Source organism: Micromonospora sp. NPDC047557 (genome assembly GCF_043205095.1).
GTDB lineage: Bacteria > Actinomycetota > Actinomycetes > Mycobacteriales > Micromonosporaceae > Micromonospora.
The window spans coordinates 331,998-357,397 of record NZ_JBIDDK010000002.1 but is presented as its reverse complement, the minus strand read 5'-3'; the positions used below and the strand labels follow the sequence as shown (position 1 = coordinate 357,397).

Annotated in this window: 26 protein-coding genes; 13 read left to right on the top strand and 13 right to left on the bottom strand. The window is 74.3% G+C overall.

Annotated features, from left to right (window positions below; translation table 11 throughout):
- Positions 1–43 precede the first annotated feature (43 nt).
- Entirely contained in the window at positions 44–805 is a 762-nt protein-coding gene (locus ACGGAQ_RS09410; protein ID WP_393046337.1) for a TetR/AcrR family transcriptional regulator, read from the top strand.
- Between the two features lie 10 nt (positions 806–815).
- Positions 816–1,850, top strand: coding sequence for a helix-turn-helix domain-containing protein (locus tag ACGGAQ_RS09405; RefSeq protein WP_393046334.1), 1,035 nt, complete (start codon positions 816–818; stop codon positions 1,848–1,850).
- 168 nt (positions 1,851–2,018) lie between these two features.
- Here the strand turns inward: ACGGAQ_RS09405 and ACGGAQ_RS09400 are convergent, their stop codons facing one another.
- The 8 genes from ACGGAQ_RS09400 to ACGGAQ_RS09365 are packed head-to-tail and all read right to left on the bottom strand — an operon-like array spanning position 2,019 to position 10,718.
- Complete coding sequence (locus ACGGAQ_RS09400) at positions 2,019–3,002, bottom strand: DNA topoisomerase IB (RefSeq protein WP_393046331.1); 984 nt, start codon at positions 3,000–3,002, stop codon at positions 2,019–2,021.
- A complete protein-coding gene (locus ACGGAQ_RS09395) occupies positions 2,986–3,939 on the bottom strand; it encodes a glycosyltransferase family 9 protein (protein WP_393046329.1) in 954 nt (317 codons plus the stop codon). The genes ACGGAQ_RS09400 and ACGGAQ_RS09395 overlap by 17 nt, the downstream gene beginning before the upstream one ends.
- Positions 3,936–4,637 carry an SDR family oxidoreductase gene (locus ACGGAQ_RS09390; RefSeq protein WP_393046326.1) on the bottom strand — a complete coding sequence of 234 codons (702 nt, stop codon included), beginning with the start codon at positions 4,635–4,637 and terminating at the stop codon, positions 3,936–3,938. Before ACGGAQ_RS09390 ends, ACGGAQ_RS09395 begins: the two co-directional genes overlap by 4 nt.
- A complete protein-coding gene (locus ACGGAQ_RS09385) occupies positions 4,634–6,151 on the bottom strand; it encodes a PfkB family carbohydrate kinase (RefSeq protein WP_393046323.1) in 1,518 nt (505 codons plus the stop codon). Before ACGGAQ_RS09385 ends, ACGGAQ_RS09390 begins: the two co-directional genes overlap by 4 nt.
- Before the next feature lie 16 nt (positions 6,152–6,167).
- Positions 6,168–6,875, bottom strand: coding sequence for an SIS domain-containing protein (locus tag ACGGAQ_RS09380; RefSeq protein ID WP_393046828.1), 708 nt, complete (start codon positions 6,873–6,875; stop codon positions 6,168–6,170).
- Complete coding sequence (locus tag ACGGAQ_RS09375) at positions 6,872–8,089, bottom strand: glycosyltransferase (protein ID WP_393046321.1); 1,218 nt, start codon at positions 8,087–8,089, stop codon at positions 6,872–6,874. The genes ACGGAQ_RS09380 and ACGGAQ_RS09375 overlap by 4 nt, the downstream gene beginning before the upstream one ends.
- The gene (locus tag ACGGAQ_RS09370; protein WP_393046318.1) at positions 8,074–9,048 is read right to left on the bottom strand and encodes a glycosyltransferase; all 975 of its coding nucleotides are present in this window, start codon (positions 9,046–9,048) and stop codon (positions 8,074–8,076) included. Before ACGGAQ_RS09370 ends, ACGGAQ_RS09375 begins: the two co-directional genes overlap by 16 nt.
- Positions 9,045–10,718 carry an HAD-IIIA family hydrolase gene (locus ACGGAQ_RS09365; RefSeq protein ID WP_393046315.1) on the bottom strand — a complete coding sequence of 558 codons (1,674 nt, stop codon included), beginning with the start codon at positions 10,716–10,718 and terminating at the stop codon, positions 9,045–9,047. Before ACGGAQ_RS09365 ends, ACGGAQ_RS09370 begins: the two co-directional genes overlap by 4 nt.
- A gap of 155 nt (positions 10,719–10,873) precedes the next feature.
- Here ACGGAQ_RS09365 and ACGGAQ_RS09360 point away from each other — a divergent pair, with 155 nt between their 5' ends.
- The 3 genes from ACGGAQ_RS09360 to ACGGAQ_RS09350 all read left to right on the top strand — a co-directional run bounded on the left by ACGGAQ_RS09360 (position 10,874) and on the right by ACGGAQ_RS09350 (position 13,195).
- Positions 10,874–11,320, top strand: coding sequence for an SRPBCC family protein (locus ACGGAQ_RS09360; protein WP_393046312.1), 447 nt, complete (start codon positions 10,874–10,876; stop codon positions 11,318–11,320).
- On the top strand, positions 11,317–12,318 hold the full coding sequence (locus ACGGAQ_RS09355; RefSeq protein WP_393046309.1) for an SDR family oxidoreductase: 1,002 nt from the start codon (positions 11,317–11,319) through the stop codon (positions 12,316–12,318). The genes ACGGAQ_RS09360 and ACGGAQ_RS09355 overlap by 4 nt, the downstream gene beginning before the upstream one ends.
- Before the next feature lie 109 nt (positions 12,319–12,427).
- Positions 12,428–13,195 carry a polyprenol monophosphomannose synthase gene (locus tag ACGGAQ_RS09350; RefSeq protein ID WP_393046306.1) on the top strand — a complete coding sequence of 256 codons (768 nt, stop codon included), beginning with the start codon at positions 12,428–12,430 and terminating at the stop codon, positions 13,193–13,195.
- A gap of 76 nt (positions 13,196–13,271) precedes the next feature.
- Here ACGGAQ_RS09350 and ACGGAQ_RS09345 read toward each other — a convergent pair whose 3' ends face one another.
- Positions 13,272–14,882 carry a phytoene desaturase family protein gene (locus ACGGAQ_RS09345; RefSeq protein ID WP_393046303.1) on the bottom strand — a complete coding sequence of 537 codons (1,611 nt, stop codon included), beginning with the start codon at positions 14,880–14,882 and terminating at the stop codon, positions 13,272–13,274.
- Positions 14,883–14,954: 72 nt separating this feature from the next.
- Between ACGGAQ_RS09345 and ACGGAQ_RS09340 the strand changes: the two genes are divergently transcribed.
- Positions 14,955–16,388, top strand: a complete 1,434-nt coding sequence (locus tag ACGGAQ_RS09340; RefSeq protein ID WP_393046301.1) for an aldehyde dehydrogenase family protein — start codon at positions 14,955–14,957, stop codon at positions 16,386–16,388.
- A 55-nt stretch (positions 16,389–16,443) separates the two neighbouring features.
- Here ACGGAQ_RS09340 and ACGGAQ_RS09335 read toward each other — a convergent pair whose 3' ends face one another.
- The gene (locus ACGGAQ_RS09335) at positions 16,444–16,845 is read right to left on the bottom strand and encodes a ChaB family protein (protein WP_234588399.1); all 402 of its coding nucleotides are present in this window, start codon (positions 16,843–16,845) and stop codon (positions 16,444–16,446) included.
- A gap of 168 nt (positions 16,846–17,013) precedes the next feature.
- Between ACGGAQ_RS09335 and ACGGAQ_RS09330 the strand changes: the two genes are divergently transcribed.
- The 4 genes from ACGGAQ_RS09330 to ACGGAQ_RS09315 all read left to right on the top strand — a co-directional run bounded on the left by ACGGAQ_RS09330 (position 17,014) and on the right by ACGGAQ_RS09315 (position 19,386).
- Positions 17,014–18,000 carry a YihY/virulence factor BrkB family protein gene (locus ACGGAQ_RS09330; RefSeq protein WP_393046297.1) on the top strand — a complete coding sequence of 329 codons (987 nt, stop codon included), beginning with the start codon at positions 17,014–17,016 and terminating at the stop codon, positions 17,998–18,000.
- A 90-nt stretch (positions 18,001–18,090) separates the two neighbouring features.
- The gene (locus ACGGAQ_RS09325) at positions 18,091–18,507 is read left to right on the top strand and encodes a DUF2795 domain-containing protein (RefSeq protein ID WP_358104704.1); all 417 of its coding nucleotides are present in this window, start codon (positions 18,091–18,093) and stop codon (positions 18,505–18,507) included.
- A gap of 52 nt (positions 18,508–18,559) precedes the next feature.
- Positions 18,560–19,021 (top strand): SRPBCC family protein, encoded by a 462-nt coding sequence (locus ACGGAQ_RS09320; RefSeq protein WP_393046294.1) that lies wholly within the window; start codon positions 18,560–18,562, stop codon positions 19,019–19,021.
- A 107-nt stretch (positions 19,022–19,128) separates the two neighbouring features.
- Entirely contained in the window at positions 19,129–19,386 is a 258-nt protein-coding gene (locus ACGGAQ_RS09315; protein WP_354860125.1) for a hypothetical protein, read from the top strand.
- Here ACGGAQ_RS09315 and ACGGAQ_RS09310 read toward each other — a convergent pair.
- Complete coding sequence (locus tag ACGGAQ_RS09310; RefSeq protein ID WP_393046290.1) at positions 19,341–20,687, bottom strand: MFS transporter; 1,347 nt, start codon at positions 20,685–20,687, stop codon at positions 19,341–19,343. The genes ACGGAQ_RS09315 and ACGGAQ_RS09310 overlap by 46 nt on opposite strands.
- Positions 20,688–20,844: 157 nt before the next feature.
- Between ACGGAQ_RS09310 and ACGGAQ_RS09305 the strand changes: the two genes are divergently transcribed.
- Positions 20,845–21,054 (top strand): hypothetical protein, encoded by a 210-nt coding sequence (locus ACGGAQ_RS09305; RefSeq protein ID WP_354943523.1) that lies wholly within the window; start codon positions 20,845–20,847, stop codon positions 21,052–21,054.
- On the opposite strand, the gene ACGGAQ_RS09300 is transcribed toward ACGGAQ_RS09305, so the two are convergent.
- Positions 21,051–21,500, bottom strand: a complete 450-nt coding sequence (locus ACGGAQ_RS09300) for a hypothetical protein (protein ID WP_393046287.1) — start codon at positions 21,498–21,500, stop codon at positions 21,051–21,053. The genes ACGGAQ_RS09305 and ACGGAQ_RS09300 overlap by 4 nt on opposite strands.
- A 191-nt stretch (positions 21,501–21,691) precedes the next feature.
- Here ACGGAQ_RS09300 and ACGGAQ_RS09295 point away from each other — a divergent pair, with 191 nt between their 5' ends.
- On the top strand, positions 21,692–22,045 hold the full coding sequence (locus ACGGAQ_RS09295; RefSeq protein ID WP_393046285.1) for a DUF6401 family natural product biosynthesis protein: 354 nt from the start codon (positions 21,692–21,694) through the stop codon (positions 22,043–22,045).
- Positions 22,046–22,139: 94 nt separating this feature from the next.
- On the opposite strand, the gene ACGGAQ_RS09290 is transcribed toward ACGGAQ_RS09295, so the two are convergent.
- Positions 22,140–23,003 carry a hypothetical protein gene (locus ACGGAQ_RS09290; protein WP_393046283.1) on the bottom strand — a complete coding sequence of 288 codons (864 nt, stop codon included), beginning with the start codon at positions 23,001–23,003 and terminating at the stop codon, positions 22,140–22,142.
- Positions 23,004–23,201: 198 nt separating this feature from the next.
- Here ACGGAQ_RS09290 and ACGGAQ_RS09285 point away from each other — a divergent pair, with 198 nt between their 5' ends.
- Complete coding sequence (locus ACGGAQ_RS09285; RefSeq protein ID WP_393046280.1) at positions 23,202–25,337, top strand: SpoIIE family protein phosphatase; 2,136 nt, start codon at positions 23,202–23,204, stop codon at positions 25,335–25,337.
- Positions 25,338–25,400: the final 63 nt, after the last annotated feature.

The following is a 25,400-nucleotide window of genomic DNA, read 5'->3' as shown; positions in this document are numbered from 1 at the left end:
GTAGACCATACGCAGAACTAGGATGGCGGGGCAAGGAGGAAATGTGGCGGAGACGAAAGACGACAGCGGCCCGGCGCTCCCGCCGGCCATCGAGAGCGCCTGGGGCCTGCGGGAGCGGCCACCGCGGGGTCCCCGACCCGGCCTCAGCGTGCCCGCGATCGTCGACGCCGCCGTACGGGTCGCCGACGCCGAAGGGCTGCCGGCCGTCTCGATGAGCCGGGTGGCCAAGGAGTTGGGCGCGGCCACCATGGCCCTCTACCGGCACGTCGGCTCGAAGGACGAACTGCTGACGCTGATGGTGGACGCCGGGTACGGCCCGTCGCCCGGCCCGGCCTCGCCGGACGACGACTGGCGCGCCCGCCTGACCCGCTGGGCCTGGGCCGAACACGACGTGCTGCGACAGCGCCCCTGGCTGCTGCACGTGCCGATCACCGGCCCGCCGATCACCCCCCAGCAGCTCGACTGGATGGAGGACGGGCTGCGCTGCCTCGACGGCACTCCCCTGCCCGAGAGCGAGAAGATGTCGATCCTCCTGCTGGTCACCGGGTACGTCCGCAACGAGGCCACGCTCGTCAACCAGGTCGCCGAGGGCAGCCGGGCGGCCGGCGTCGGGCCGGGCGAGTTGATGCCGGCGTACCGCCGGATGCTGGGGCGTCTCATCGACCCGGTCCGCTTCCCGGCGCTGCTGCGGGTGCTGAACTCCGGCGTCCTCGACCAGGACGACGACCCGGACGACGAGTTCACGTTCGGCCTGGACCGGATCCTCGACGGCATCGAGGCGCTGATCGCCCGCCGAGCCGCCTGAGGCGACGCCGATGCTGCCCACAGAGACCGTCGACACCACCGTCCTGCCACCCGGTGAACGGTTCGGCATGTGGCTGGACCTGGTGGCGCGCACCTCCGCGCCGTTGCGGATCCAGTCCGCGCACACGGCCGACTTCGCCGCCCGGGCCGATTTCATCGACCTCGGCGCGATCCACGTGGTCGAGTACCAGTACCCGTCACTGGACGCCACCCGCACCCGCAAGCTGGTCCGCCGCTCGGATCCGGAGCTCTACGTGCTCGCCCTCACGACCGGTGGCGTCGGCACGTCCAGTCAGGACGGTCGCCGCAGCGAGATCCTGGCCGGCGAGTTCACCTTCTACGACGCCTCCCGCGAACACGACGTCTGCCACCACTCGACCGACCCGCAACGGACCCAGGCCACCTCGATCATCACGCTGATCCCGCACGCCGCGCTGCCGCTGCCACCGGCGCGGATGGCCGCGCTCTACGGCGGCCGGATGTCCGGCAGCGAGGGGCTCGGTGCGCTGCTGGCGCAGTTCCTGCTCCAGGTGACCGGGCACCCCGAGCAGTACCACGCCGCCGACGCCGGCCGGCTCGGCGCGGTGGGGCTGGACCTGGCCACCACCATGCTCGGCCGGCACCTGGTCGCCGAGGACGCGGTGCCGACCGAGGTCCGCCGCCGGGCGCTGGTCGCCCAGGTGCAGGCGTACGTCCACCGCCACCTCGGCGACGCGACGCTCAGCCCACAGGTCGTCGCGGACGCCCAGCACATCTCACTGCGCACACTGCACCGCCTCTTCGAGGCCGAGAACACCACTGTGGCGTCGTACATCCGGGACCTTCGGCTGGCCCGGTGCCGGCGTGACCTGACCGACCCGACGCTGCGGACCCAGCCCGTGCAGGTCATCGCCGCGCGCTGGGGGTTCGGGGACAAGGCCCACTTCAGTCGCGTGTTCCGGGCGGCGTACGGGATGAGCCCGCAGGCGTGTCGCGACGGCGACGCAGTTCCGGCGCGGCCCGTCAACCGCCTGGCGTCCAGAGTCAACTCGTCCGGGGCAGACTGACGACCGACGTGGCCGAGGCGGCGCCCGCGTACCGGGCTCGACAGCGGCCACGAACGGGGGCCGTGGCGAGGCGCCCGCCGCGGAACGCGGCGGGCGGCCGCCCGGTGTCGCCCCCGGGCCGAGGCCCCGGCCCCGTCGCTTCCCCCCCAGGATCGTCGGCGGGGCCGGTCAGGCCTTCTCCAGCAGGTCCAACACGACCCGTTCGATCTCCTCGCGCGGCGCACCCGGGTCCACCGGTGCCACCACTCCGTCGTGGTAGAGGTCGACGACCCGGGGGTCCACGTAGGACGTCCGCGCCACCGTCGGGGTGTTGCCCAGCAGCTCGGCCACCGCACGCATCACCGCCGCCACCGCCCTGCGCCGGGCGGTGGCCGAGCGGGCCGGGTCGGCCGCGGCCAACTCCGCGGCGGCCAGCACCGTGGCATGCCAGGTGCGGAAGTCCTTGGCGGTCATCTCGCCGCCACTGGCGTCGCGCAGGTAGCCGTTGACCTCGTCGCTGCGCACGTCGCGCCACTCCCGGCCGTCCCAGTAGCCGAACAGCCGGTCCGCCCGCCGGCGACGCCGGCGCAGGTTGACCAGCACCTCACACAGCTCCGGGTCCTCGATCCGGCGCACCTGCTCGATGCCGCCCTTCGCGGGGAACTCGAAGACCACGCAGCCACCGCGTCTGCGGGCGTGCTCCGGGCGCAGGGTGGACACCCCGAACGTCGGGTCGTCGCCGGCCGCGTACTGGTCGCTGCCGACCCGGAACATCCCCATGTCGAGCAGGCGGGCCACGGTCGCCAGCACCCGGTCCCGACCCAGCCCCCGCCCGCCCAGGTCCTGTCCCACCCGAATCCGCAGCCCCGGCAGCCGCCGGGCCACCTCCAGCATGTGGTCGAACTTCGCCGCGTCCTGCTTCTCGCGCCACACCGGGTGGTAGACGTACTGCTTGCGTCCGGCCGCGTCGACGCCGGTCGCCTGGATGTGCCCGTTCGCGTGCGGCGCGATCCACACGTCCTGCCACGCCGGGGGAATCACCAGCTCCCGCAGCCGCGCCAGAGTCGCGGGATCCCGCACGACCGCACCACTCGGATCGACGAAGGTCCAGCCCTTACCGCGCCGGCGTCGCCCGTAACCGGGCCGACCCGGGTCGCTACGCCGCAACCGCACCGGAGACCCGCACCGCCCTCTCCACCTCGTCCACAGCGGCCAGCACCTCGTCGAGGCGCAGGGCCGTCAATGTCGGGTGGCTTCCTACCCCGTCCCACCTGCGCCAATCCCCCGCACCGGTCCACAGCGCCCGGTGTCGGGGCCGGTCCGGCGGTGGACCCCACGCCGCCGGCGGCACCGGCCCGAAGAGCACCACCGACGGGGTCCCGTACGCGGTGGCCAGGTGGGCCACGCCGGTGTCCCCGCTGACCACCAGCCGGGCGTCGGCGACCAGCGCGGCCAGCGCGCCGAGGTCGGTTCGGCCGGCCAGCACGGCGGCCGGCGCGAGGCCGGCCGCGTCGGCGACCCGAGCGGCCAGCCCGCGTTCGTCGGCCGAGCCGGTGACCAGCACCCGGTGCCCCCGTTCGTCGAGCGCCCGGGCCAGGGCTGCGAACCGTTCGGCGGGCCACCGCTTGGCGGGGACCTTGCTGCCCGGATGCAGCACTGTGGCGCCGGTCGGTCGGCCGGCCTTTGCGGGCCGGCGCAGGCCCAGGTCACGGCGGTCGGTCGGGATGTCGTACCAGGACAGCAGCCGGCACCAACGGTCCACCTCGTGCTCGTCGTCGACCCACCGCGGCCCGTCGCCGAACCCGGCGGCGGCGTTCGCGAAGGCGAGCAGCCGCCCCGGACGGGCGGCGGCCAGCAGCCGGTGCGACTGTGGGCCGCGTCCGTGCAGATTCACCGCGATCTCCGGGGCGGGGCCGGGCCAGGACGGCCCGTCCAGCCCGGCGGTGTCCACCAGCCGGTCGACGCCCCCGACCAGGTCGACCAGCGGGGCCAGGCCGCCGGGCGCGGCGAGCGCCAGCTCCCTACCGGGGTACGCGGCCCGCAGCGCCCGCAGCGCGGGCACCGCGGTGACCAGGTCGCCGACGCCGAGGGCGCGCAGCACGAGGATCACGGGTACGACGTCTCCTGCTCGGCGCAGACCACCATCTCGCGCACCGCGCAGCCGGGCGGCTGGTTGAGCGCGAACATGACCGCCGCGGCCGTGTCGACGGGGTCGTTGAGGATGGCGTCCGGCCCCGGCTTGTACTGCGGGTCGCGCTCGTCGAAGAACGCGGTACGCATCCCGCCGGGAATGAGCAGGGTGACCCCGACCTCGCCGGCGAGCTCGGCGGCCAGGGCGCGGGTGAACCCGACCACGCCGAACTTCGCGGCGCAGTACGCGGTGGCGTCGCTGACCGCCTTGACCCCCAGGGTCGAGGCGACCGTGACGATGCGGCCCCGAGAGGTCTGCAGGAACGGCAGCGCGGCCCGGATCACCGCGGCGGTGGCCAGCAGGTCCACGGCGACGATCCGGTCCCAGATCTCCCCCGGCACGTCGGCGAGCCGACCCGGCACGTCCATGCCGGCGGCCGTGACCACCGCGTCCAGGCCGCCGGCCTGCTCGGCGAGGTGCTGGGTGGCCACCTCGGCGGCGCGGGTGTCGGCGAGGTCGCACTCGGTCCAGGACACGCCGTCGACCGGTGCCTGCCGGTCCAGCACGAGCGGACGGCCACCGGAGGCGGCCACCGCCGCGACCACCGCCGCGCCGAGCCCGCTGGAGCCGCCGGTGACCAGGACGGTGGGCCCGGCGCCGGACCTCGTGGCGGTCATCGGCTGCGCTCCCGCGTCGTCGACACCGGCTGCTGCGTGCGTTCGCCCAGGCCGGGGGCCGGCCCGCCGGCCGAACGGGTGATCAGGTCACTTGTGGAGCGACCGTCCAGGTACGGCACCACCACCGTGTTCCCGCCCCAGCGGCGCAGGACCTCCGCCTCGGGGAGCCCGGCCGCGTCCGGGCCGCCGGTCGCGTAGTCGCCGCCCTTGACCCAGACATCCGGGCGCAGCCAGGACAGCACCGCCTCCGGGGTCGGCTCGTCGAAGACGAGGACGGCGTCGACGCAGCTCAGCGCGGCCAGCAGCCGGGCCCGATCACCCTCGGACATGACCGGCCGGTCCGGCCCCTTCAACCCGGTCACGCTGGTGTCGGAGTTCACGCAGACGATCAGGCAGTCACCGAGCTGCCGGGCGGCCTGCAGGGTGGCCACGTGCCCGGCGTGCAGCAGGTCGAAGCAGCCTCCGGTGGCCACCACGGTTCCGCCGGCACCCCGCACCTCGGCAAGCAGCGTGGCGACCGCCGCGATGCCCACCCGCTCACCACCCGGGCCGGTGACCCCGTGCCCGCTCGCCGGTCCGCGGTTCGACCCCGCCCGCAGGACGCGCGGGAACGGCTGCTCCGGTGGCGGCAGGGCGCTGGCCACTCCCCCGCCCGCCACGTACGCGGACGCCTCGGCGACCGCCGCCTGCACCGCCTCGGAGACGAGCGCGCCCCGGGCCAGCGCGAGACTGGCGGCGGCGGCGAATCGGTCGCCGGCCCCGCAGGTGTCGCCCTCGGCGCTGCCCGGGGTGGGCACCACCAGCGGCGTCGACCCGGCGTGGCAGAGCAACGCGCCGTCCCCGCCCAACGTCACCGCGACGGCGCCCGCCCGCCACCGCCGCCGCAGCCCCTGTGCGCCCCGGGACGCGGTGGCCAGCCGGGACGCGCCGGGCAGCGCGGGGACCAGCTCGCGTACCTCCGACTCGTTCGGGGTGACCAGGTGCACCCCGGGCACCGCGGCCGGGCCGCGCGGGTGCGGGTCCCACACGACCGGCGCGCGGGTGGCGGCCAGCGCGGCGCGCAGCGCGGGCTGGCGGGCCACTCCCCGGCCGTAGTCGCTGACCAGCACCGCCGACGCCGCGGCGAGCACCCGCAGCACCTCGTAGGAGGGCTGGCCCGGCTCGCCGGAGGCGCCGCCACGGTCGTGACGCAGCAGCACCCGGCCCCGGGCCCGCAGCCGGATCTTCTCCGGGGTCGCGCCGGACAGGCTCAGCGGGTACACCTGCACGCCGGCCGCGGCGAGCAGCGCGCTGAGCCGCGCACCCCCGGCGTCGTCGGCGAGGGCGGTGATCAGCACCACCTCGGCGCCCTGCGCGGCCGCGAAGACCGCCGCCAGGCCGGCGCCGCCGGGCCGGTCGACGGCCGAGGTCTCGTCGAGCACCGGCACCGGTGAGTCCGGGCAGAGGCGGTTCACCACCCCTTCCACGTCCCGGTCGAGCAGGGTGTCCCCGACCACCACCACGGGTCCCCTCACGCTTCCCCCCTCATCCTCACGCGTCGACCTGCTGTCCGGTCCCGCCGTCGAGCACCACCTCGACCCCGGTCCGCACCGGCCCGGACGCGAGCCGACCGGCCGGCGCCGGCCCGGCGGGCACGCCCGCGGCGGCGCTGGTCGCGGCCAGCGCGGCGGGCAGTTCCTGTTCGAGGTACTCGCAGATCAGGTGGCTGGTGACGAGATGCAGCTCCTGGACGACCTGGGTGTCGGCCGACGGCACGGCGAGCACCTCGTCGCAGGCGTCGGCGAGGGGGTTGGGGGCGGGCCCGGTGAGTGCCCACGTGGTCAGGCCGGCGTCGCGCGCCGCGTGCGCGGCGGTGAGCAGGTTGGGGCTGGTGCCGCTGGTGCTGAGCAGCAACAGGACGTCGCCCGGCCGGCCGTGGGCGCGGACCTGGCGGGCGTAGACATCGGCGTAGCCGTAGTCGTTGGCGATGGCGGTCACCGCGCTGGTCTCGGCGTGCAGGGCGATGGCCGACAGGGGCTGGCGGTCGTCGTGCAGCTTGCCCACCAGCTCGGCGGTGAGGTGCTGGGCCTCGGCGGCGCTGCCACCGTTGCCGGCGACGAGCAGCCGTCCGCCGCCGGCCAGCCGGTGCGCCAGGGCCGCGCCCCAGCGCGCCAGTTGCGGTTCAGACCGGCGGTACGGCCCCAGTGCCGCGGCGAGGTTGGTCAGGTGCACGTCGAGCGGGCTGCCCGCCGGCATCAGGCCACCACCCGGGTCGGCCGGCGCACGGCGGCGACCTCGCCGTAGACCTCGGCCAGGCGTTCGGCGGTGGCCGCCCAGGAGTAGCGCGACCGGGCCCGCTCGCGCGCCGCCGTGGCGTACCGGAAGCGGCGGATCCGGTCGTCGAGCAGCCGCTGGATCGCGGCGGCGAGGGCGTTGGGGTCCCGAGCCGGTACGAGGTCGCCGGTCGTGCCGTCGACGACGGTGTCGCGGATGCCGCCCACGGCGGTGCCGACGACCGGCACACCGCACGCCATCGCCTCCAGCGGGGTCAACCCGAACGGCTCGTACCAGGGCGCGGCGACCAGCAGGTCCGCCGAGCGGTACCAGCGGCCCATCTCCTCCCGGGGCACCGCGCCGACGAGGTGCACCCGGTCGGCGACCCCGCACGACTCGGCCAGGGCGCGCAGCCTGCGGGCGTACGGGTCGGTCTCCAGCAGCCCTTCGGGCGGGCCGCCGACCACCACACACTCGGCGTCGGGCACCAGCGCCATGGCGCGGACCACCGTCTGGAAACCCTTGCGCTCGACCAGCCGGCCCACGGTCAGGATCCGGGCTCGGCCCGGCTCTCGGTCGGCGACCGGCCCGAGCGGGGAGAACGAGGCGAGGTTGACCCCGGAGGGCACGACGGTCATCCGGGAGCGGGGCACGCCCATCCGGACCAGTTCTCCGACCTCGTCGCGGCACTGGGCGACCACCCGGTCCACCGAGCGGCCCAGCTCCCGCTCGTAGGAGATGCGCCGGGCCGGGCTGGTGTCCTGTACGCCCTGGTAGCGGCGCTTGACCGTGCCCAGCGCGTGGTACGTCTGCACCACCGGCACCCCGGTCTGCCGACCGGCGGTCAACGCGGCCAGGCCACTCATCCAGAAGTGCGCGTGGATCACCTCTGGCGTCCAGTCCCCGCCGCGCCACCGCTCGATGAGCCAGCGGCTGAACTCGCGCATGTGCGGCAGCAGCGCGTCCTTCGCGACCGGCTCGGCCGGGCCGGCCGGCACGTGCACCACGTCGTACCCGTCCGGGGCGCGCACGGTCACCGGCAGGTCGAGGGCGTCGCGGCGGGTGTAGACCCGCACCTCGTGCCCGGCGGCGGCGAGCGCGGCGGACAGCTCGGCGACGTGCGTGTTCTGACCGCCGGCGTCCTCGCCTCCGAGGATGGCGAGCGGGCTGGCGTGCTCCGAGATCATCGCGATCCGCATACTTCCTCCTCCAGCAGCCGGTCCCAGTCAGCGAGGAAACGGTCGAGGCCGTACCTGTCCCGCGCGGCGGCCCGTGCCGCCACACCGGCCTGACGTGCGGCCGCCGGCTCGGCGATGAACCGGCGGGCGGCGTCGAGCAGGGTGTCCATCCGGGTGGCGAGCGCGCCCGCCTCCGGTGGCACCGCGGTCACCGCCTCGGTGGTGGCGAGCGCGACGACCGGCATGCCGATCGCCATCGCCTCGATGAGGCTGAGCCCGAGGGAGGTCCAGCGGCACAGGTGCAGGTACGCGCGCCGACGGGCCAGCTCGGCGTGCATCCGGTCCTGGGGCACGTCGTCGTGGCTGGTGAGCCGGTCGGCGGGCAGCCCGAGGTGGTCGGCGAGACCCGCGACGCCCATGCCGAACACGTCCAGCGGCGCGATCTCGGCGAACTCGGGCAGCAGGTCCGTGCCGGTGACCCGGCCCCGCCGCACCGGCTCGTTGATCACCACGGCGAGCCGGTCCAGTTCACCCGTGTACGACACGGTCGGCGCGACGATGCCGTGGTCGACCACCCTGGTGCGGGTCGCGCCGGTGTCCCAGAAGATCTGGTTGAACCCGGTGACGTGGGCGACGAGCAGGTCGGCGCGGTCGGCCATCGGGTGGCGGGTGTTCGGCACGTCGCCCTTGGGGGTGTTGTGCTCGACGTAGATGGCGGGCACGTCACGCCCGGGGCGCCGCCCGAGCCACTGCTCGGCCAGGTCGATCTCCTCCGGACGTTGCAGGACGACCAGGTCGACATCGCTGCCGGGCAGGTCGTCGGGGGCCACCTCGACGGCGCTGTCCGGCCACGGATAGGTGCGGGCCCGGCCGAGGCCGTACGGGCCACGGTCGGGTGTGGTGGGGATCAGGTAGCGGTGGCTACCGTGCACGAAGGACGTGGTCCAGGAGCCGTGCACGTGCCAGAGCAGGATGTTCATCGGTTGCCACCACCGCTGGGCACGAGCGTGCGTACCGCCTCGACCACCTCGGCCGGGTCGAGGCCGCTGAGGCACGGGTGCCCCGGGACCGGGCAGCTGGCTGCCCGGGTGTCACGGCAGGGCGCGCCCGCGTCGCCGAGCCGGACGGTGGGAACCCGGTAGGGCCCCCACTGCCCGAAAGGGACGGTCGGCGCGAACAGGCTCACGACCGGCACCCCGGCCGCGGCGGCCAGGTGCGCGGGCCCCGTGTTGCCGACCACCACGGCGGCGGCGTCCGCGACGAGCGCGGCCAGCCCGGCCAGGTCGGTCCGGCCGCCCAGGTCGGTGCCGCCCGCCGCCGCGACCCGGGCGGTGACCGTACGCTCGTCGGGCCCGCCGGTGACCAGCACCCGATGCCCGGCGGCGGTCAGCGCCGCGGCGATCCGCGCCGCCAGCTCGGTCGGGCAGGCCCGGCTCGACGCGGCCGACCCGGGGTGCAGCACCACGTAACCGGGGTCACCGGCAGCGGCCGGGCGGAGCGCCACGGTGTCGCCACGGAGCCGGAGCACGGGTTCGTCGCCGACCGGCAGCCGGTAACCGGCGGCGGCGGCGAGGGAGAGCGCCCGCTCGGGTTCGGGGACGCCCACCGGCACCCGGTGGCGGATGTCCACCAGGGAGCCCGGGTAGTCGTCGCTGATCGCGGCGATCCGGGTGATCCCGGCCATCCGCAGCAGCAACGCGAGCGGCAGGGCGGACTGGTGGAACGACGTGAACACCACCGCCTCGTCCGCGCCGACGGCGGCGAGACGGGCGGTCAGGCCCCGCATGGCGTCCGGGTCGATCGGTGCCGGCGCGGGGTCGATCCACGGCAGCGGGTGCTCGATGATCTCGTCGACGCCGGGCAGCAGCTCGGCGGCGGCGCGTCCGCGGGGACCGCACAGCAGCACCACCCGCCGCGCGCCGGCCGCGACGGCGCGGATCGCCGGCCCGGTGACGAGCACGTCCCCGGCCGAGTCCGAGCGCACCACCAACGCCGTGCCCACCCGCTCCCCGGCCTCGGCGGGTTGCACGGCCCGCTGGCGGCGCAGGATCTCGTCCACCGCCGAGGGCAGGTCCGCGGCCACCCAGCCGGCGGCGGCGATCTCCTCCGGTCGGGTCACCGGGGTGGGCACCAGCACCCCGGCCGCACCGGCGGCCAGCGCGGCGCCCACGTCGCGGCCGATGTCGCCCACCAGCACACAGCGCGACGCGCTCGTGCTCAGCTCGCGGGCGGCGGCGTGCACCAGACCGGGCGCCGGTTTACGGCAGTCGCATCGGTCGGAGTCGTCGTGCGGGCAGACCAGCCAGGCGTCGAAGCCACCCAGCAGCTCCTCCACGCGGGCGTGCACCGCCCGCATCTGCTCCTCGCTGAAGTAGCCCCGGGCCAGACCCGACTGGTTGGTCACCACCGCCAGGCGCAACCCGGCGGCCCGCAGCCGGTCCAGCGCCGCCCGCGCCCCCGGGACCGGACGGACCTTCTCCGGGTCGCCGTTGTACGGCACATCCTCGATCAGCGTGCCGTCGCGGTCGAGCAGGACCGCGTCGTACAGGACTCCCCCGGTGGGTTCAGCAGGCCCGTGACCAGCCCGGCCAACACCGGCGTAAACCCGGGCTGACCTGCGCTGATACGGATCCTCCTGGTCCTGTCGCACAGCCGGCGGGTTCCCGGCGCCCCGAGGAGTAAACGTCGTCGTCGGCGCCGTGGGCCAACGCCGCCGGCGGTGCCCCGGTCGGCCTTACCCGCCGCTTGGAAGAAGCTAACCCGCCGGCCCGTTAGCCTCCGTCGCGAGGCGGGTATGGGAGCCCAGTGGCGATAGTGGAGAAAGTGATCGACGCTCCCCCGCAGCAGGTGTTCGACGTGCTGGCCGACGGGTGGACGTACAGCGACTGGGTGGTCGGGACCGCGCACGTGCGCGACGTGGACGACGCCTGGCCCCGGGTGGGCAGCCAACTGCACCACCGGGCCGGGCCGTGGCCGTTCTCGTTGCAGGACGCCTCGACGGTGCTGGCCTGCGAGCCGCCGCACCGGCTGGTGCTGCGCGCCGGCCTGTGGCCGGCCGGCGAGGCGATCGTGGCGTTCACCCTGGAACCGGTCGACGGCGACGCCACCCGCGTCCGCCTCGGTGAGGACTTCGCGGCCGGCCCGCTGCGCTGGGTCCGCAACAAGGCCAACGACCTGGTGCTGCACCTGCGCAACAAGGAGACGCTGGCCCGGCTCTCCGACATCGCCACCCGGCAGAAGGGCACCCGGTGACGCAGACGGTGGTGGTGACCGGCGCGAGCGCCGGTGTGGGCCGCGCGGTGGCCTGCACGTACGCGGCCCGGGGCGCTCGGTTGGCGCTGCTGGCCCGGGGCACGGCAGGGCTGGCCGCCGCCGAGCGGGAGTGCCGGTCGCTGGGCGCCACCGACGTACGGGTGTACCAGGTCGACGTCGCTGACGCGGGTGCCGTGCAGCAGGCCGCCGACGACGTGGTGCACCACTGGGACGGCATCGACGTGTGGATCAACAACGCCATGGTGTCGGTGTTCGCGCCGGCCTGGGAGATCCCGGCCCGCGAGTTCCGCCGGGTCACCGAGGTGACGTACCTCGGCACGGTGCACGGCACCCTCGCGGCGCTGCGGCACATGCGGGCCCACGGTCGGGGGGCGATCGTGCAGGTGGGCTCCGCGCTGGCCTACCGGGGGATTCCGCTGCAGTCGGCGTACTGCGCGAGCAAGCACGCCGTACAGGGGTTCAACGACTCGTTGCGGGCCGAGCTGCTGCACGACTGCCCGGGCGTGAAGCTGTCGATGGTGCAGCTGCCCGCCGTGAACACGCCGCAGTTCTCCTGGGTGCGTACCCGGTTGCCCCGGCACCCACAGCCGGTGCCGCCGATCTTCGCGCCCGAGGTGGCGGCGCGGGCCATCGTCTGGGCCGCCGACCGGGGCACCCGGGAGTTGAACGTGGGCGGCCCCACCTGGCAGGCGCGCCTCGGCGACATCCTGATCCCCGGCCTGCTGGACCGCAAGCTGGCCCGCGACGGGTACGACAGCCAGCAGACCGGCGACGAGATCGACCCGGCCACCTGGCGGGACAACCTGGACCACCCGGGCGACGACGACCGGGACCGGGGCGCGGCGGGCATCTTCGGCGACCAGGCGCGGCGGCGCTCGGCGGCGCTCTGGGTGGGCACCCACAAACCGGCGTTGTCCGGCCTCGCCCTCGCTGGCGTCGCGATGGCCCTCACCGCGATGGCCCGTCGCCTGCGCTGAGCGCGCCGCCACCTGCGGCCGGCCCGATCGACGGGGAGCCTTTTCAATCCGGATCGGGCAACTGGCTACCCTCTGGGGTAGCCCAGTCCGCAAACCGAGGATGTCCGACATGATCGAGCCCGTCCAACTGCCGTCGCCGTGGCGAGACGCACACCTGACCGTCGTCGTGCCCACCTACAACGAGGCGGGCAACCTCCCGGCGCTGGTCGAGCGGCTGCTCGCACTGCCGCTGCCGGGCCTGCGCATCCTCGTCGCCGACGACAACTCCCCCGACGGCACCGGCGAGGTGGCCGACAAGCTGGCCATCGAGTATCCGGAGCGGATCGAGGTGATGCACCGGGCCGGCAAGGAGGGCCTGGGTCGGGCGTACGTCGACGGGATGACCCGGGCTCTCGAGGGCGGCGCCGAGTTCGTGGCACAGATGGACGCCGACCTGTCGCACCCGCCGGAGGCGCTGCCGGGGATGCTGGGCGCGCTGCTCTCCACCCAGGCCGGCGTGGTGATCGGCTCCCGGTACGTGCCCGGTGGCGAGCTGGACGAGAACTGGCCGCTGTACCGGCGCGCGCTCAGCGGATGGGCGAACCTCTACGTGCACACGCTGCTGCGGGTGCGCATCCGGGACCTGACCGCCGGCTTCAAGATCTGGCGGGCCGACGCGCTGAAGGACATCGGCCTGCACCGCGTGCAGTCCAACGGCTACAGCTTCCAGGTCGAGATGCACTACCTGGCCACCAAGCTGGGCCACACGATCCTGGAGGTCCCGATCCGCTTCGAGGAGCGGCGCGACGGCGTCTCCAAGATGACCACGGCGACCAAGGTCGAGAGCGCGCTGATGCCGTTCCGCCTGCGCAGCAAGCACCGCAACATCACCAACTGACCCCTGGTCCAGCGGTGATCAAGAGGTGTGCGTCAGATTCCGGCTCGCCGGTGACGCGAACCTCTTGATCACCGCGTCAGGTCGGAGGATAGACGGCCCGGTGGGCGGTGGAAATGGCCTTCGCGTAGGCGGCGCCGGTCAGGGCGCGGTCGCGGGCCAGGGCCGCGCGGGCCGCGTTCGCGCCCGGTGCGCCGTGCACCCCACCGCCCGGGTGCGCCGACGAGCTGGCCAGAAAGAGCCGGTCCACCGGGGTGTCCGCCCGGCCCAGGCCGGGAATCGGGCGCAGGAACAGCTGCTGGTACGCGGCGGCCGTGCCCCCGCCGAGCGCGCCCCCGACCAGGCTCGGGTCGCCCTTCTCCAGCTCGGCGGGCCCGGCCACGTGCCGTCCGACGATGAGCTGCCGGAAGCCCGGGGCCGCCGCCTCCAGCACGTCCTCCATGCGCTGCACGTGCCCAGCGATCTCCTCTGCCCGCCAGTCCTTTCGGAACGGCAGGTGGGTGTACGACCACAGCGACTCGGTGCCCGGCGGTGAGTGGCTCGGGTCGGCCACGGACATCTGCCCGACCAGCAGGAACGGGTCGCGGGGCAGTTCGCCGCGGGCGAGTTCGCCGGCGTAGCGGGTGAGCCCGTCGAGGTCCGCGCCGAGATGCACGGTGCCGGCGCCGGCGACCTCCCGGTTGGTCCACGGGACCGGGGCGGAGAGCGCCCAGTCCACCTTCAGCGTCGAGCCGTCCCACCGAAAGTGCGCCAGGTCCTCGACCAGCCGCGACGGCAGCGCCGAAGCCCCGACCAGGTCGAGGTAGAGGGCCGGGGCCGGCACGTCGGCGAGGACGGCCCGGCGGGCCCGCCACAGCGCGCCGCCCTCGGTGCGGACGCCCATCGCCCGGCCGCGCGCGGTGAGCACCCGGTCGACCCGCGCGCCGTAGAGGATGCGGCCACCGCGCTCGGACAGGCGGGCCACCAGCGCGTTGGTGATCTGCCGCGCGCCGCCGTCGGGCACCGGCCAGCCGACCTGCTGGCCGAGCATGGCCAGCAGCCAGCCGTACACGCCGGAGCCGGCCTCCTCGGGGGACAGGTCGGTGTGCAGGGCGCAGCCGGCGAGCAGCGCCGGCCCGCCCGGACCGTCGAACAGCTCGTCGCCGAGCTTGCGCACCGGCACCACGAGTCGGCGGGCCAGCCGCAGGGCGCCCGCGACCCGCAGCCGGCGCAGCAGGCCCAGGCCGCCGCGCACCGGGGGGAACGGCGTGGTGATGGTGGTGAGCATCGGCTCGGCCACGTCGAGCCAGTCGGCGTACGCGTTCAGCCAGCGCTTTCCGTCGCCGGGGGCGAACTGCTCCAGCGACGCGGCCGTGACGTCCGGATCCCGGTTGACCACCGCCGCCCGGCCGTCGGGCAGCAGGTGTGCCAGCACGTCCGGGGCGTGCCGCCAGGACAGCCCGTACCGGCCCAGGTCGAGGCCGTTGAGCACCGGCGAGGCGTACCCCAGGGGGTAGAACGAGCTGTAGAGGTCGCTCAGGTAGCCCGGGGCGGTCACCTCGGCGGACTGCACCGCGCCGCCGGGTACGGCTGTCGCCTCCAGCACCACCACGTCCCACCCGGCGTCGGCCAGCAGGTTCGCCGCGACCAGGCCGTTGTGCCCGGCTCCGACGACGACGGCGTCCGCGCTCTGCGCGCCGGTGGTAGTCACCCGATCCGCCTACCCGGCGCGCAACCGGGCGAAACGCGTTTGTCTCGCCGGGGCCGGGGCATCCAGCGCCGCATGTACACGGTTGCGCAGCTGGTGGGCGGGGTGTGGGGCGCGGGCGGGGCCGGCGGCGAGCTGGTCGTCCACGATCCGGCGGACGGCGAACCGGTCAGCTCCGTGCCGATCGCAACGGCCGACGAGGTCGGCAAGGCGGCCCAGGCGGCGCGGGACGCGGCAGCGTCGTGGGCGGCGACCGCGCCGGCGGAACGGGCGGCGGCGCTGCACCGGGCCGCGGACGCGGTCGCGGCCGTCACCGACGAGCTGGCGGCGGCGGTCACCGCGGAGATGGGCAAGCCACTCGCGGACGCCCGCGGCGGCGTCGAGGCGGGTATCGGCACCCTGCGACAGTACGCGGAGCTGGCCCCGCTGCGCGGTGGGCGGACGTTGAACGGCGCGACGGACGCGGTGGACTTCATGACGCCCCAGCCGCGGGGCGTGGTCGCCGTCATCACCCCCTGGAACGACCCGGTGGCGGTGTCCTGCGGGCTGCTCGGCGCGGCCCTGGTCACCGGCAACGTGGTGCTCTACAAGCCCAGCGAGCGAACGCCGGCGACGGGCTGGCTGCTGGCGCGCGCCCTGGACGCGGCGCTGCCGGCCGGGGTGCTGTCCCTGCTCACCGGTGGTCCGGAGGTCGGCGCGGCACTGGCCACACAGGACGTGGACGTGGTCGCGCACGTCGGTTCCACCGCCACCGGGCGGAAGATCGCCGCCGCCGCGGCCGGTACCGGCGCGAAGGTGCTGCTGGAGAACGGCGGCAGCGACCCGTTGGTCGTCGACGCGGGTGTCGACCCCGACTGGGCGGCGGAGCAGGCCGCGCTCGGGGCGTTCGCGAACGCCGGGCAGATCTGCGTCGCGGTGGAACGGATCTACGTACACCGGAAGGTGGCCGACGACTTCGTGGCGGCGCTGGTGCGCCGGGCCGGCGCGCTGCGGGTCGGGCCGGGTCGGGACCCGGGCACCGAGCTGGGCCCGCTCGTCGACCGGCGGCACCGCGACCACGTGCACGGGCAGGTGACCGCGGCGGTGGCGGCCGGAGCGCGGGTGCGTACCGGCGGGGAGGTGCCGGACGGGCCCGGGGCGTACTACCCGGCGACCGTGGTCACCGACTGCCGGCACGACATGGTGCTGGTGCGGGAGGAGACGTTCGGGCCGGTCGCCCCGGTGGTGGTGGTCGACTCGTTCGACGAGGCGCTGACCTGCGCGGCGGACTCTCCGTACGGGCTGGCCGCGACGGTGCTGACGGCGTCGATGAGCCATGCGCAGCGGGCGTGGCGGGAGCTGCCGGTGGGCACCGTGAAGGTCAACTCGGTGTTCGGCGGGGCGCCCGGCGGTGCCGCGCATCCGCGCCGGGCCAGCGGGCAGGGCTTCGGGTACGGCCCGGAGCTGCTGGACGAGTTCAGCGCGACGAAGGCGGTGCACATCGAGGCGCCCGGCGGCGGGCAGTGGTGAGCGGTACGGGCGGACGCCGGGGTGGCGCGTCCGCCCGTACCGCGGTGTGCGTGGGTCAGTCGCCGCGGGCCTTGCGGGTGGCCCGGTCGTTGGCCTTCTCGATGGCCGTGACCAGCTCCGGCTTGGTCATGCTCGACCGGCCGGGGACGTCCAGCTTGCGGGCCACCGACATGAGGTGGTCCTTGCTGGCGTTGGCGTCCACCCCACCGGCGGTGGGTGCGCGCCGCTCCGGGCCGCCGCCGGCGGCCTGGCGGTCGCTCGGGCCCTTGCGGCCCTTCGGCTCCCAGTGGTCGCCCACCTTCTCGAACTGGTGCTTCACCGCCGCGAAGGCGGTGCGGTGCGACCGCTCGCCCTCGCCGTAGGTCTCCACCGCCGAGTCGTGTGTCTTCTCCCAGGTGCGCTGCGCCTTGTCCGGGGAGCGTCGCAGCGTGCTGGGCATGTCCTCGCGCCCGGGCATCTCGTCCTCCTGGAGTGTCGACAGGATGACTGATGACCGTTCCCCGCTGGCGGGACGGCAAACACGGCGCTGCCGGCACGGGTTTGTCGATTTCTCGCCGGGGGTACCGGCCGGGCCAGGCCCGACCGGACGACCGGTCATCCGGTGGCCGGGGAACAGGGAGCGGGCATGACGACCATGGAGCCCGGTACGACGCGCGCCGACACGCGGGGTGCGCCGGTGCCCCGGCGGATGCGGCAGCTGAGCTGGCGGACCTGGCGCGGGGTGCTGGTGCGCAGCGTGACGAACTTCGTCAACGACAACTGCTCCGACTGGGCCGCCGCACTCACCTACTACGGCGTGCTGGCGCTCTTTCCGTCCGCCATCGTGGTGGTGGCCCTGGTCGGTCTGGTCTCCGACGGCGAGCGGACCCTGGACACGGTGGTCGACCTCGCCAAGCAGGTGGGTGCCGGATCGGTGGTGGCCGACAAGGACGGCGGCGTGGTCGGGGTGATCCGGGCCGTGGTGGTTCAGCAGAGCAACGTGAAGGTGCTGCTGAGTTTCGGTCTGCTCGGCGCATTGTGGTCGGCGTCGGGCTTCATCGGGGCGTTCACCCGGGCCTCCAACGCGATCTACGGGGTGACCGAGGGTCGGCCGGTCTGGAAGCTGCGGCCAGTGCAGATCGGCTTGGCCGCGGTGACGTTGGTGCTGCTCGCGGTGGTCGCCCTCGCGCTGATCGTCAGCGGCCCGGTCACCGACGCGGTCGGCGACCTGATCCACGCCGGCGGCCTGGCCCGGACGGTGTGGAGCGTGGCGAAGTGGCCGGTGCTCGCCATAGTCATGATGGTGCTCCTGTCCCTGCTGTTCTGGATCGCCCCGAACGTGCGCCAGCCCCGCTTCCGCTGGCTCACCCCCGGCGGCGCGGTGGCCCTGGTCTCCTGGGCGGCGGTCTCCTTCGGCTTCGGCCTCTACGTGGCCAAGTTCGCCTCGTACAACACGACGTACGGGAGCCTGGGCGCGGCCATCGCGTTCCTGGTCTGGCTCTACCTGTCCAACTCTGCCCTGATGCTCGGGGTGCAGATCAACGCCGAGGTGCAGCGCGGCCGGCAGTTGCAGGCGGGCGAGAAGGACCTCCAGGAGCCGGTGCTGCCACCGCGGAAGGCGGCCGCTTCCTGAGGGCCGTTGTCCGCCCGGATGTCCGGCCCGGGGGCCGGTTCGTGACGCGGTGCCGGTTTACCGGGCGGGGTGCCGGGTAGCGCAGAAGGCATGGAGCGTGGCAACAGCAAGCACGGACCGAGGATCGACGAGCAGATGAGCCAGGAGGTCAGCGGCCTCGTCCAGGGGCCGGGGACCGGTGGCTCCCGAGTCGAGGAGTCCCGGGTGCCGGAACCAGCCGGCGAGGACCAGCCGGAGACCACCACGGCACCGGCGGGCGACCTGCGCACCGGCACCCCGCAGGGGATGAGTTCCACCGACGTCGAGCAGCGTAGCCGGCTCGGCCGGTTCATCTCCATGAGCGCGCTGCCCGGCGACCGACTGGTGCTCATCGCCAGCGCCCGGGAGAACGAGGCGCCAGACGACATCGTGGCGGCGCTGGAGCGGCTGCCCGAGGGCACCGAGTACCAGACGGTCTCCGAGGTGTGGGCCGCGCTCGGCCACAAGAACGAGACGACTCGCTGGTGAGACGGATCGTCCCCCGATCCGGCCATCACCCGCGACCAGAGGAGGGTTCCTGATGAGTGGCGTTACCGAACACGTCGAGGTTTCCGTACCCGTGCGCACCGCGTACGACCAGTGGACGCAGTTCGAGGAGTTCCCCCAGTTCATGGAGGGCGTGCAGGAGGTCCGGCAGCTCTCCGACACGATGACCCACTGGACGGTTGACATCGCCGGCGTGAAGCGCGAGTTCGATGCCGAGATCACCGAGCAGCTGCCCGACGAGCGGGTCGCCTGGCGTTCCACCGGCGGCACCCAGCAGGCCGGTGTGGTGACCTTCCACCGCCTGGACGAGGGCAAGACCCGGGTCACCCTCCAGCTCGAGTTCGAGCCGCACGGGGTGGTCGAGCAGGCCGGCGACAAGCTCGGCATCGTCGACCGGCGGGCCAAGGGCGATCTGGAGCGGTTCAAGACGTTCATCGAGCGGCGCGGTCAGGAGACCGGCGCCTGGCGTGGCTCGGTGGACCGCCCGCAGCCGTGATCCCCTGCACGACCGAGGATGGCCGCCGGAGTTCCCGGCGGCCATCGTCGTGTCTCGGGCCGGCTGGTACCCGTTTGCGATCATCGCGCCCGGGTACGGCTGAAGTCATGACGGACGACAGGGTGTGGCGCGACGAGGAACGGCTTCCGCTGGAGGAGTTGGAGCGCGCCGTGGCGGGCTCCAGCATCGACGGGCAGGCCGACGACGTGACCGGCAACGACGCCGGTGAGGAGGCCGCCTTCGGGCACGGGCCCGCGGCGGCCGACCGAGGCGGGGAGGCCGAGGGCGCCGGGCGGGAGCCGACCGACCCGCAGCGCGCCTACCGCCCGTCGACGACCGGCCGGACCGGACCGGACAACGGATAGTCCGCGTCGGGCAGAGCGGTCCGGGACTGGGCCGGCGTCCCGGACGTCGCGGTCTCGGACGCTGGGGACTCGGCCGCAGCGGAGCCGGGCTGCTCCGGCCCGCTTCCGGCGGCGGGCCGGCGGGCGCCCAGTTCGTAGAGCACGATCAACGCCAGCGCGAGCACCAGCAGGGCCGAGCCGAGCACCTGCACCGACAGGTTGCTGATCAGCACGCCGAGGCCCGTCGGGACGAGCGCCGCGCCCACACCGGCGGCGCCGATCTGCAACCCGATGGCCCGGTCCGCGTGCGCCGCGCCGACCCGGTCGGCGGTGGTGAGGGTGAGCAGCGGAAACACCGGCGCGGCGGCGAACCCCAGCACGACCAGGCCAAGCACGGCCAGCACGGCCACCCCGGGCACCGCGATCAGCGCCGTACCGAGGGCCATGCCACCCAGGCTGACCCGCAACACCAGCCGGGACCCGAGCCGTTCAGCGACCACGCCCTGCACCACCCGGCCGACGAAGAGGCTGCCCCAGTACGCGGAGACGCAGCCGCCCGCCACGGCGGCGCTCAGGCCGCGCCCCTGGGTGAGCAGCAGGAACGCCCAGAGTCCGGCGGACACCTCGATGGCCACGTACAGCGCGAAGGCCAGTCCCCCGGACCAGACCGCCGGCAGCCGCAGCGTGGCCAGGACCGGCACCCGGACCGCCGGCCCGGCGTCGGTCGTCCCCACGCCCGGCTCGGGAGCGGGAGCGCGACGCTGCCACGCGCGTACGGTGAGCGCGAACGCGGTGGCGAGGGCGAGTTGGGCGCCGGCCACGATGCCGTACCCCCACCGCCAGGCCAGCCCGGCGCTGAGCGCCGCCGTCATGATCAGTGGACCGATCGCCACGCCGAGGCCGAAGAAGGCGTGCAGCCAGTTCATGTGTCGCGGGCCGAAGGCCCCGGCGGCGTACGCGTTGAGCCCGGAGTCGATCGCACCGGAGCCCAGCCCGAGCACCAGCGCGCAGCCCACGAGCACGGCCAGCCCGGGGCTCACGGCGTAGCCGGTCAGCGCCAGGCTGGCCAGCAGGGTGCTGCCGGCGAGCAGCGCGCCCACGCCGAGGCGGGCCAGCGTGAACCCGGCCAGCACGCTGGAGGCGAGATAGCCGACCGTGCCGGCGGTGAGCAGCAGCCCGACCGCCTCGGTGGGTACGCCGAAGTCCGCGCGGATCGACGGCCAGCCGACGCCGAGCAGGCCGTCGGGCAGGCCGAGGCTGACGAACGCGAGATAGGCCAGCAGGAGCAGCGTGGCGCGGGGCGGCGCGGGCGAGGTGGACACGGGACCCCATCCTGCCGCAGCGCACCTTACCGGCGGGGGGAGCCGCCCGTGCGTCGCGACAAGAACTCGTGTCCGGACGGTTGAGAAAGCGGACAGCTCAGCCAGAATCGACCGATCGGAGGACGGCAAACGGGCCAGTTCGCGTAAGAATTTCGGGATGCATCAAGGCTCCGGAATCCTCTCCACGCGTCAGCGCCGCCTCGCCTGGCTCGGCTTCCTGCTCGCCGCGCTGCAGGCGCCCGTGTCGGCCTGGCTCGTCTCCGACGAGTCCTGGCTGTTCAGCCTCTGCGTCGCGCTCATGGTGGCCACCGTGATCATCGCCGACGACGCGGCCCGGCGTCGGCCGGCCAACGCCACCAGCGACTAGCCCTCGCCGACCGGCCGGGCCTCGTGCCCCGGCCGGCCCCGGGTGCGGCGGCGCTCCTTCATCTCCGCCTCGTACAGATGGCGCCGCCCGCCCACCAACTCGTCACGGGCCTGCCGGTCCAGCTCGCGGAACAGCGCGTGGTAGCCGTCGTCGAAGTCCTCGACGATCTGGAACGTCCACCGGCCGGCGATCACGTTGCGGCCGAGCAGTTCGGCGTCGATCCGTTCGGCGATGTGTGGATGCCCGGCGGCGCGGAACTGCTCCACCGCGTCATCGAGCATCAGGTCGGCATGCCCGATCAACTGGTGCAGCGAGTACAGGTGCCCACGGGCCCGTTCCACGCACTCCAGCGCCTCGCTGAGCTTGCCCAGCGCCGCGACCGTCTCGTCGCTCACCCCTGCCGGCCGCCGGTGCCGCTCGTCCGGCCCGTCCGTCACTTCCCCCATCGGTGCCTCCCTGCTGTCTGCCGCCCACCCGGCGCCGTCCGTGCTCTGTGCCGGGCTGCGCCGTCCCTCTCCTGCTGCCCCGTCTGTGCCGGATCAACCCCCGCGGCCAGCCCGACCCGTCCGGTGGCACAACCGACACCCGCCGAGCGGCCGAGGCCGGCCCGGTGACCGGTCGGTTAGCCTCGGTCACCATGCGTATGCCGTTCAACCGCGTCGCCTCCCCGACCGCCGTCGAGTCGGCGCGGTCGACCCTGGCCGCCCTCACCGTCTCCGTGGGCACCGCCGGCCTCGCCGCCGCCGCCGCGCGTCCCGGACTGCTGGCGCTTGTCGACCAGCACGCCGCCGCCGTGCGGGACAGCCTGGACGGCGACCGGCGGCCGTTGACCGCCGCGACGCTCGCCGGCTACGCCGAGGGGGTACGCGAGGCCGCCCTGGAGCACGGGTGGACGCCGCCGCGGGGCCCGGTGGACTGGAGCGAGCCGGAGTGGCCGCTCACCCGGCTCGTCGCCGTCTGCGCGCTGGCCCGTTCGCTCGACCGTTCCTGACCCACCCGGTCACCCCGTACGACTCGCGACGCGGAGAGAGGGCGCCCGCGCAACGCGGACGCCCTTCCCCTCACGATCGTGCCGTCGCGCCCCGCTACGGGCGGTACTGCTGGGTCTCGTCGGCCGCACCGGACTGGTACGTGCCGCGCCCACCGGACATCGTCGACTGCTCGTCGACCCGGGGCATGGCCTGGGTCCGGTCGCCGCCACGGTCGGCCATCTGCCGCTCCATGTCGCCGCGCCCGGCCGAGGTGGCCCGCCGATGCTCCTGCACCGCCCGGGCCTCCTGGGCGGCCCTATCGAGCCAGCCGTCCCAGCGTTTCTGCATCGGCTTCACCAGACCACCGCCGACGCCGACGATCAGGATGCCGGCGACCGTGGCGAGCACCGCGATCAGCACCGGAGTGGTGACCGTGGTGGCGATACCCACCTGGTTCAGCGCGGCGATCACGCCGAGCGCGATGATGAAGATCGCCGTCAGGTCGGCCAGGACCTTGCCGTACGACAGCCCGCCCAGCGCCCCGGTGACCAGATCGCGGGCGGCGTTGGCGATCGCGGCCGCGACCACCACGATGATGATCGCGATGAACGCGCGCGGCAGCCAGGCCACCACACCGCTGATCAGGTCACTGATCGCGTTGGGCCCCCAGACTCCGAAGGCGAACTGCAGGGTGAACAGCAGGACGGCGTAGTACGCCAACCTGGCCAGGATGTCGCTGGCGTCGTACTTCGTTCTCTCGAGTGCCCGTTTGATGCCTCCGCGTTCGACCGCCTGGTCGAAGTGCACCCGTTCCAGCACCGCATCCACGATCTTGAGGACCGCTCTGGCGATGAGCCAGCCGACCACGAGGATGACGATGAAGGCCACTGCCTTCGGGATGAAGAGCAGCACCGACCTCCAGGTGTCGGCGATGGCATCACCGATGTCGGCCTGCCGAACCGCGAGGGTTTTCAGCATGATGTCCCTCCTGTCGCATGGACTGCGTCGGGCGCATACCCGGCCACCGGTACGGCAGTCCGCGCGGCTCACTGCCATTTTTCCGACAAGTCGACAAACAGGGGCCCTGACCTGCCCTAACAGGCACCCCGTCGGGGTCGGCCGCGACCCGCGCACATGATCGGATGCGGCTGACCGACGGCCGGATAGGCTGCGAACATGCCAGGAACGGTCGGGCGAGTCCCCACGCCAGCAATTCCGGTGCCCGGCGCATCCACCGGGCCCGGTGCGGCCGCCGTGCTCGCCCACGACTGGTCCGCCACCGCCCTCGGGCCGCGCGAGGGGTGGGATCCGGCGGTCCGGGCCGTGGTCGAGCTGATCCTCGCCGCGCCGATGCCGATGGCGCTGGCGTACGGCGACGACCTCGTCCTGCTCTACAACGACGGCTATGCCGAGTTGTTGGGCAGCAAACACCCCGCTGCCCTCGGTCGACCGGCTGCCGAGGTGTACGCCGAGGTCTGGTCGCTGCCCGGCTTCGGTGACGTGATCGAGCGCGCCTACCGGCACGGCGTGCCCTTCCTGGAGAAGGAGTCCACGCTCCCCCTGATGCGGGACAGCTCCGGGGTGGTCGAGCAGGTGGTCTTCACCCGCGGTCACTCGGCTGTCCGCGACAGCGCCGGACAGATCGTGGGAATCCTGACGGTGGCCGCCGAAACCACCCACGCGACCGAGCAGTTGCAGAGCCTCAGCGAGGTCGCCGCCGCGCTCGCCGGCACCCTCACCCTCGACGACGTGGCCCGGGTCGCGCTGCGCCACACCATCACCACGTTCGACGCCGACCGGGTCGCGTTCGCGGTGGACGAGGGTGGCGGCGGCTGGCGGATGGTGCGCCGGGTCCGCGGCGAACTGATGGACGAGGCCGACGAGCGGTTGCCGCCGCTGTGGCGGCGGACGCCGGCGGACTGGCTGGGGCCGGTCGCGCTCGCGGCCCGCTCGGGCGAGCCGTCGTTCACCCGCGACGGGCAGCCGCTGCGCGAGACCGCCGTGGACCGCCACGACCAGAAGATCCGGTCGATGGCCGTGCTGCCGCTGGGCACGTCGGTGATCCGGGGTGGGTTGACTGTCGGCTACCAGGTGCCGCACTCCTGGTCGGCGGCCGAGCGGGCGCTGCTGGCCGCCTCGGCGGAGCTGATCGGTCAGGCCGCGGAGCGGGCCCGGCGGTTCGAGACCCAGCACGGCACCGCCCAGTTGCTGCAACGCAGCATGCTGCCGGAGCACCTTCCCGACCTGCCCCGGCTGCGGATCGCGGCCCGCTACGACCCGGGAGTGGACGGCAACGCGGCCGGCGGTGACTTCTACGACGCGTTCCTGCTGCCCACCGGCGCGCTCGGCGTGGTGCTGGGCGACGTCGCCGGGCACGACGTGCAGGCCGCGGCGCGAATGGGGCAGGTGCGGGCGGCGCTGCGAGCGCTGGCCCTGGCCGACCCGGCGCCGGACGCGGTGCTGGCCGGGCTGGACCGGCTCGTGGCCAGTCTCGGCGCGGAGGCCGGCAGCCACGAGCTGTTCGTCACCGTGGTGTTCGGGGTGATCGACGCCGAGCGGCGGGAGCTGACCCTGGCCACCGCCGGTCATCCCGCGCCGCTGATCCGCCGGTGCTCCGCGGACGGCCGGTCGCACGCCGAGTACGTGGACCTGCCGGCCGGTCCCCCGCTGGGGCTGGGCGGTCGCCCGCGCACCGTCACTGTCGCGTTCCCTCCCGGCGACACCCTGCTGTTGTTCAGCGACGGTGTGGTGGAGCGCCGGCGGCAGAGCCTCACCGCCGGGCTGGACGCCCTCGGCGACGCCGTGGCCAAGGCCGGCACCAGCGACCCCCGCGCCCTCTGCGCGGTGGCCACCGCCGCCGTGTCCGGCGGCACCGAGGACGACGTGGCCGTGCTGGCGGTCGAGCACGCGCTCAAGCCGAGCCGGTCGGCGGCGATGGAGGTGCCGGCCGAGCCGACCGCGCCCAGCCGGGTCCGGCACTGGATGACCGGCCAGCTCACCGAGTGGCAGGTGCCCGAGTCGGTGATCGGCGCGGCGGTGCTGTGCACCAGCGAGCTGACCACCAACGCGCTGCTGCACGCCGGCACGGCCGCCCGCGTGGAGATCGACCTGAGCCCGGAGCGACTGCTGGTCTCGGTCGCCGATTCCGGCACCCGGGGCACCGTGACCCGGGCCCGCACCGACACGTTGAGCAGTCGCGGGCGCGGGTTGGGCCTGATCGAGGAGTTGAGCGACGCCTGGGGCACCGACCCGTCGGTGCGCGGGTCCACGGTCTGGTTCGAGATCCTCGTTCCGCCGGCCGAGCCGCGCTGAGGTCGGCCGCCATCGGTCAGCCCGGACGAATCAGCCGACCGTCGAACGGGTAGGAGTGCGCCC

Bases quoted from the DNA above. Each gene is read 5' to 3' on its own strand.
- ACGGAQ_RS09405 (WP_393046334.1), top strand. From the start codon at position 816: ATGCTGCCCACAGAGACCGTCGACACCACCGTCCTGCCACCCGGTGAA.
- ACGGAQ_RS09390 (WP_393046326.1), bottom strand. From the start codon at position 4,637: ATGACCGCCACGAGGTCCGGCGCCGGGCCCACCGTCCTGGTCACCGGC.
- ACGGAQ_RS09375 (WP_393046321.1), bottom strand. From the start codon at position 8,089: ATGCGGATCGCGATGATCTCGGAGCACGCCAGCCCGCTCGCCATCCTC.
- ACGGAQ_RS09370 (WP_393046318.1), bottom strand. From the start codon at position 9,048: ATGAACATCCTGCTCTGGCACGTGCACGGCTCCTGGACCACGTCCTTC.
- ACGGAQ_RS09350 (WP_393046306.1), top strand. From the start codon at position 12,428: ATGATCGAGCCCGTCCAACTGCCGTCGCCGTGGCGAGACGCACACCTG.
- ACGGAQ_RS09340 (WP_393046301.1), top strand. From the start codon at position 14,955: ATGTACACGGTTGCGCAGCTGGTGGGCGGGGTGTGGGGCGCGGGCGGG.
- ACGGAQ_RS09335 (WP_234588399.1), bottom strand. From the start codon at position 16,845: ATGCCCGGGCGCGAGGACATGCCCAGCACGCTGCGACGCTCCCCGGAC.
- ACGGAQ_RS09330 (WP_393046297.1), top strand. From the start codon at position 17,014: ATGACGACCATGGAGCCCGGTACGACGCGCGCCGACACGCGGGGTGCG.
- ACGGAQ_RS09325 (WP_358104704.1), top strand. From the start codon at position 18,091: ATGGAGCGTGGCAACAGCAAGCACGGACCGAGGATCGACGAGCAGATG.
- ACGGAQ_RS09320 (WP_393046294.1), top strand. From the start codon at position 18,560: ATGAGTGGCGTTACCGAACACGTCGAGGTTTCCGTACCCGTGCGCACC.
- ACGGAQ_RS09315 (WP_354860125.1), top strand. From the start codon at position 19,129: ATGACGGACGACAGGGTGTGGCGCGACGAGGAACGGCTTCCGCTGGAG.
- ACGGAQ_RS09305 (WP_354943523.1), top strand. From the start codon at position 20,845: ATGCATCAAGGCTCCGGAATCCTCTCCACGCGTCAGCGCCGCCTCGCC.
- ACGGAQ_RS09300 (WP_393046287.1), bottom strand. From the start codon at position 21,500: ATGGGGGAAGTGACGGACGGGCCGGACGAGCGGCACCGGCGGCCGGCA.
- ACGGAQ_RS09295 (WP_393046285.1), top strand. From the start codon at position 21,692: ATGCGTATGCCGTTCAACCGCGTCGCCTCCCCGACCGCCGTCGAGTCG.
- ACGGAQ_RS09290 (WP_393046283.1), bottom strand. From the start codon at position 23,003: ATGCTGAAAACCCTCGCGGTTCGGCAGGCCGACATCGGTGATGCCATC.
- ACGGAQ_RS09285 (WP_393046280.1), top strand. From the start codon at position 23,202: ATGCCAGGAACGGTCGGGCGAGTCCCCACGCCAGCAATTCCGGTGCCC.